This is a genomic window from Streptomyces africanus, assembly GCF_002150735.1.
In the GTDB taxonomy this organism is placed as follows: Bacteria; Actinomycetota; Actinomycetes; order Streptomycetales; family Streptomycetaceae; genus Streptomyces; species Streptomyces africanus.
The window spans coordinates 1-5,717 of sequence record NZ_MUKA01000454.1; the positions used below are offsets into that span (position 1 = coordinate 1).

The following is a 5,717-nucleotide window of genomic DNA, read 5'->3' on the forward strand; positions in this document are numbered from 1 at the left end:
GGGGCGCGGGGAACTGCGCGCTCAGCCATATACAGACCCGCAGTCGCAGACCCCGGCAAGCCCGAACGGCGCTGAACGCCTAGCTGACCTTCTTGGCGGTCTCGATGGCCTTGGCAAGGTTCTCCACCAGCGGCACACACTTGTCGTAAGACAAGATCGGCTCGGCCGAACGCGAGATGACCTGCCCGGCCTTCACCGCGGGCAGCTTCTTCCACGTCGCCTCGGTGATGTTCGCCGGCTGGATCGCCGAGGACCGGTCGTCCATCATGATGATGTCGGCCGCGTACTTGTCGACGTTCTCCCAGCTCAGGCTCTCGAACCAGCCGCCTCCCTTCGCCTTGGCCTTCTCCGGCGGCTCGACGAAGTTCACGCCGAGGGCCTTGAAGTACTCCAGGTCGACGGAGAGGTTGGTGCCGGAGACGTAGAAGAGCTCCTGGCTCGCGGAACCAGCCATCACCTTGATGTCGGGGTGTGCCTTGGCGGCCTTGCGCAGCCGCTCGGAGGCCTCCTCGAACCGCTTCTTGGCGTCGGTGACCTTCGCGGCCTTCATGTCGCCGCCGAGGGACTCGGCCAGCTCCCACATGCGCTGGAGCGGGGCGGTGAGCTGGCGGTCGTAGACGGAGATGCCGACGCTCGGGGCGAGCTTGGCGATCTTGTCCTTGGAGGCCTCGGGGACGTACCAGAGGGTGCCGGCGGAGTCGAACATGGTGCTGATCAGCACGTCGGGGGCGAGGGCGGCGTACTTCTCGACGTTGAACTGGTCCCAGGAGTTGCCGAGGATGGTCACCTTGCTGATGTCCATGTCGCCGGCCTGGACGTCGGGCTTGCCGTCCTGCGTCTTGGTGGGACCGAAGACGCCCTTCACGGAGACGCCGTAGTCGTACAGGGCGGCGGCGACGCCGGTGAAGGCGACGATGTTCGCGGGGACCTTGTCGAGCTGCACGTTCTTGCCGCGGTCGTCCTTGAAGGACCACGGGCCGGACTTGGCGGACGCCTTCGAGTCCGAGCCGCCGTCCGTCGAGTCCTCACTGCCGCACGCGGTCACGAGCGCACCGAGTCCGAGGGCACCGCCGGCGGCGAGGATGCCGCGGCGGGAGAAGCGGGCGGTTCTGGCGTTCGACATCGCTGGGTCTGCTTTCGTGCGTACGGAGCCACTGCGGGCACGGCTGACAGCCAGTTGGCTGGATTCAGGCTTAGGTTAGCCTAACCTCATGCCGTGTCCAGGGGAGCCCTGGTACCTGTGCCCGAGGGAGGGGGCGGGGATGCCCTCGGGGGCAGTGATCCGGATCACGAAGACGAAGTTCGCAAGGCCTGCGTCGGGGGTGACGACGCAGGCCCGGGTGGGTCTCTCAGCCCACGAGCCCCAACTCCCGTGCGATCAGCATCCGCTGGACCTCGCTCGTGCCCTCGCCGATTTCCAGGATCTTGGAGTCGCGCCACATGCGGGCGACCGGGTACTCGTTCATGAAGCCGTAGCCGCCGTGGATCTGGGTGGCTTCGCGGGCGTTGTCCACGGCGATGGTGGAGGAGTGGAGCTTGGCCAGGGCCGCTTCCTTCTTGAAGGGGGCGCCGGTCACCAGGCGGACTGCCGCGTCGCGCCAGGCGAGGCGGGCCGTGTGGGCCTTCATCTCCATGTCGGCGATCTTGAACTGGATCGCCTGGTTGGCGGCGATCGGCTTGCCGAAGGCGTGGCGTTCCTTGGCGTACTTGACCGACTCGTCGACGCAGCCTTGGGCCAGGCCCGTCGCGAGGGCCGCGATGGCGATCCTGCCCTCGTCGAGGATGCGCAGGAACTGGGCGTAGCCGCGGCCCTCCTCGCCCAGGAGGTTCGCCGCCGGGACCCGCACGTCCGAGAAGGACAGCTCGCGGGTGTCCGAGGCGTTCCAGCCGACCTTCGAGTAGGGGGCCGCGATCGAGAAGCCCGGGGTGCCGGACGGGACGATGATCGAGGAGATCTGCGGCTTGCCCTCCGGGGTGCGGCCCGTGACCGCCGTGACCGTCACCAGGCCCGTGATGTCCGTGCCCGAGTTGGTGATGAAGCACTTGGTGCCGTTGATCACCCACTCGTTCGTCGAGGGGTCCAGGCGGGCCGTCGTGCGGGTCGCGCCCGCGTCGCTGCCGCCGTCCGGTTCCGTCAGGCCGAACGCGCCCAGGAGTTCGCCGGAGCAGAGGCGGGGGAGCCACTCCCGCTTCTGGGCCTCCGTGCCGTAGCGGAACACCGGCATCGCGCCGAGCGAGACGCCGGCTTCGAGCGTGATCGCCACCGAGGAGTCGACCCGTGCCAGTTCCTCCAGGACCACCCCCAGGGCCAGGTAGTCGCCGCCCATCCCGCCGTACTCCTCGGGGAACGGCAGCCCGAACAGGCCCATGCGGCCCATCTCCCGGACGATCTCGTACGGGAACTCGTGCCGCTCGTAGAAGTCGCCGATCTTCGGCGCCACGACCTCGTGCGCGAACTCCTCGACCGTGCGGCGGAGTTCCTCCAACTCGGGGGAGAGGCGGTAGTCCATGGTGATCATCGCTCCTCGGTGTCCTCGTGGGACAGGGCTCGGACGGTGCGGGAGGGGCTGGGTCGGCCCAGGTGGGTGGCCATCCACGCGCTCGTGGCGACGAGGCGGCCGAGGTCGATTCCGGTGTCGATGCCGAGGCCCCGCAGCATCCACACGAGGTCTTCGGTGGCGAGGTTGCCGGTCGCCGACTTGGCGTACGGGCAGCCGCCCAGGCCGCCCGCGGAGGCGTCGACCGTCGTGACGCCCTGCTGGAGGGCCGCGAGTGTGTTGGCGAGGGCCTGGCCGTAGGTGTCGTGGAAGTGGACGCCGAGGGCGGACGGCGGGATTCCTGCTTCGTCGAGGGCCGCGAGGAGCGCGACCACATGGCCCGGGGTCGCCACGCCGATCGTGTCGCCCAGGCTCAGCTCGTCGCAGCCCATGTCCAGGAGCGCCTTGCAGACCCTGACCACCTGGGGGACCGGGACCGCGCCTTCCCAGGGATCGCCGAAGCACATGGAGAGGTAGCCGCGGACGTGGACGTCGTCCGCCTTCGCCCGGGCCACCACCGGGTCGAACATCGCCAGAGCCTCGTCCACCGTGCGGTTGAGGTTGGCCTTGGCGAAGGACTCCGTGGCACTGGCGAAGACCGCGACCCGCCGGGCGCCGAGCGTCAGGGCGCGGTCCAGGCCCCTTTCGTTCGGGACGAGCACCGGCAGGGCCACCGGGAGGTCGCTGACCAGGGGGTAGAGCTCTTCCGCGTCCGCCAGTTGGGGGACCCACTTGGGGTGGACGAAGCTCGTCGCCTCGATCGTCGTCAGGCCCGCTTCGGCCAGGCGGCGGATGAACTCCGCCTTGATCCGCGTCGGGACCGTCGCCTTCTCGTTCTGCAGGCCGTCGCGTGCGCCGACCTCGTGGATGCGGACGCGGGTGGGCAGGTCCGTGGTCGGGACCACCATCGGGAGACCGTCGACTGTCATTCCTCCGCCTCCTCCTGTGCCTCCTCGTGCGGTGCGATGACCGCCAGCACCTGGTCCATGGCGACCGTCGAACCCGGGGTCACGTCCAGTTCGGTGACCTTGCCGGCGTGCGGGGCGGAGATGACGTGCTCCATCTTCATCGCCTCCACCACCAGCAGGCTCTGGCCCGCGGTCACCTCGTCGCCGACGGCGACCTTCACCACTGTCACCGTGCCCGGCATGGGCGCGGTCAGCGAGTCGGCGCCCGCGTGGGCCGCGCGGCTCAGGGAGGCGGCCACCGGGTCGTGGTCGCGTACGTGCCAGGCGTCGCCGTCGCGGCCGAGCCAGTCGGCGGCGCGGTGGAAGGTGTGCCGGACGCCGTCCAGCGTGACGGAGACCCGGTCGTCGGTGACCGTGGCGGTGCCGCGCGGGGTGTACTCCACCGGGTCCTGCACCCGCAGGTGGAAGGCGGGCGGCTTCCGGGCCCCGCCGAGCCGCCAGCCGCTCGGGACCGAGAAGGGGTCGGTCCAGCCGCCGGGTTCGGGCCGGAGCGCCTCCAGACGTAGGGCGGCTGCCGCCTCGTAGACCTCCTCGGGTACGTCCGTGGGGACCAGGCCCTCCACCTCCCGCTCGACCAGGCCGGTGTCCAGGTCGCCGGTGACCACCGCCGGGTGGGCGAGCAGCCGGCGCAGGAAGCCGGCGTTGGTCTGCACCCCGAGCGTGACCGTCTCCGCCAGGGCCGAGCGGAGCTTGCGCAGGGCGGTCGCGCGGTCGGGGCCGTACGCGATGACCTTCGAGAGCATCGGGTCGTAGAGGCTGCCGACCTCCGTGCCCTCCGTGAGGCCCGAGTCGGTGCGGATGCCGTCGCCCTGCGGCTCGCTCAGCTTCAGGACCGTGCCGCCGGAGGGGAGGAAGCCGCGGGCCGGGTCCTCGGCGCAGATGCGGGCCTCCACCGCGTGGCCCGTCAGCCGTACGTCCTCCTGGGTGAAGCCGAGGGGCTCCCCGGCCGCCACCCGCAGCTGCCACTCGACCAGGTCCAGGCCGGTGATCAGCTCCGTGACCGGATGCTCCACCTGGAGGCGGGTGTTCATCTCCATGAAGTAGTACGACGACGGGTCGGTGCCGGGGACGATGAACTCCACCGTGCCCGCGCCCCGGTAGCCACAGGAGCGGGCCGCCTGGACCGCCGCCTCGCCCATCGCGGAGCGCGTCCGTCCGTCGAGGAGCACGCTCGGCGCCTCCTCGATGATCTTCTGGTGACGGCGCTGCAGGGAGCACTCGCGCTCCCCGAGGTGGACGACGTTTCCGTGGCCGTCGGCCAGGACCTGGATCTCGATGTGGCGGGGGCGGTCGATCCAGCGCTCCACCAGGAGCGTGTCGTCGCCGAAGGAGGCGCGGGCCTCGCGGCGGGCCGCGGCGATCTCCTCCTCCAGCCGGGTCAGGTCCCGCACCAGGCGCATGCCCTTGCCGCCGCCGCCCGCGCTCGGCTTCAGCAGCACGGGCGCGCCCAGCTCGCGGGCCGCCTCGGCCAGGTCCGGGTCGCGTCCGCCGGGGACGACCGGCACTCCGGCCGCCTCGACCGTCTCCTTGGCGCGGATCTTGTCGCCCATGAGGGAGATCGCGTCCGCCGCGGGGCCGATGAAGACCAGGCCCGCCTCGGCGCAGGCGCGCGCGAAGGCGGCGTTCTCGGCGAGGAAGCCGTAGCCGGGGTGGACGGCCTCGGCGCCGGTGCGGGCCGCGGCATCCAGCAGGCGCTCCACCGACAAGTAGCTCTCGGACGCCGGGGCCGGGCCGATCCGGACCGCCGTGTCCGCCTCGCGGACATGCCGGGCGTCGGCGTCCGCGTCGGAGAAGACGGCCACCGAGCGCACGCCCATCGACCGCAGCGTACGGATCACCCGTACGGCGATCTCGCCCCGGTTGGCCACCAGCACTGTCTCGAACATCGTCGTCCGTCCCCTCACATCCGGAAGACGCCGAACTGGGGGTCGCCCAGGGGCGCGTTGGCGCACGCGGTCAGGGCCAGGCCCAGGACCTGGCGGGTGTCCAGCGGGTCGATCACTCCGTCGTCCCAGAGGCGGGCCGTCGCGTAGTAGGCGCTGCCCTGGCGCTCGTACTGGGCGCGGATCGGGGCCTTGAAGGCGTCCTCGTCCTCGGCCGGCCAGGACTCGCCGCGCGCCTCCAGCTGGTCCCGCTTGACGGTCGCGAGGACCGACGCGGCCTGCTCGCCGCCCATGACGGAGATCTTGGCGTTCGGCCACATCCACAGGAA

5 protein-coding genes are annotated in these 5,717 nt (G+C 71.0%); all 5 read right to left on the bottom strand.

What is annotated here, in order from left to right; translation table 11 throughout:
• Positions 1 to 79: 79 nt before the first annotated feature.
• A complete protein-coding gene (locus tag CCL05_RS39580; protein WP_086565442.1) occupies positions 80 to 1,123 on the bottom strand; it encodes an ABC transporter substrate-binding protein in 1,044 nt (347 codons plus the stop codon).
• 226 nt (positions 1,124 to 1,349) lie between these two features.
• The gene (locus tag CCL05_RS39585) at positions 1,350 to 2,510 is read right to left on the bottom strand and encodes an acyl-CoA dehydrogenase family protein (protein WP_086565445.1); all 1,161 of its coding nucleotides are present in this window, start codon (positions 2,508 to 2,510) and stop codon (positions 1,350 to 1,352) included.
• Positions 2,511 to 2,515: 5 nt separating this feature from the next.
• Complete coding sequence (locus tag CCL05_RS39590) at positions 2,516 to 3,466, bottom strand: hydroxymethylglutaryl-CoA lyase (protein WP_086565443.1); 951 nt, start codon at positions 3,464 to 3,466, stop codon at positions 2,516 to 2,518.
• Positions 3,463 to 5,391 (bottom strand): acetyl/propionyl/methylcrotonyl-CoA carboxylase subunit alpha, encoded by a 1,929-nt coding sequence (locus tag CCL05_RS39595; protein WP_086565444.1) that lies wholly within the window; start codon positions 5,389 to 5,391, stop codon positions 3,463 to 3,465. Before CCL05_RS39595 ends, CCL05_RS39590 begins: the two co-directional genes overlap by 4 nt.
• A gap of 14 nt (positions 5,392 to 5,405) precedes the next feature.
• Positions 5,406 to 5,717, bottom strand: a 312-nt coding sequence (locus CCL05_RS46720) for a carboxyl transferase domain-containing protein (RefSeq protein WP_279629962.1), incomplete at its 5' end; no start/stop codon positions are given.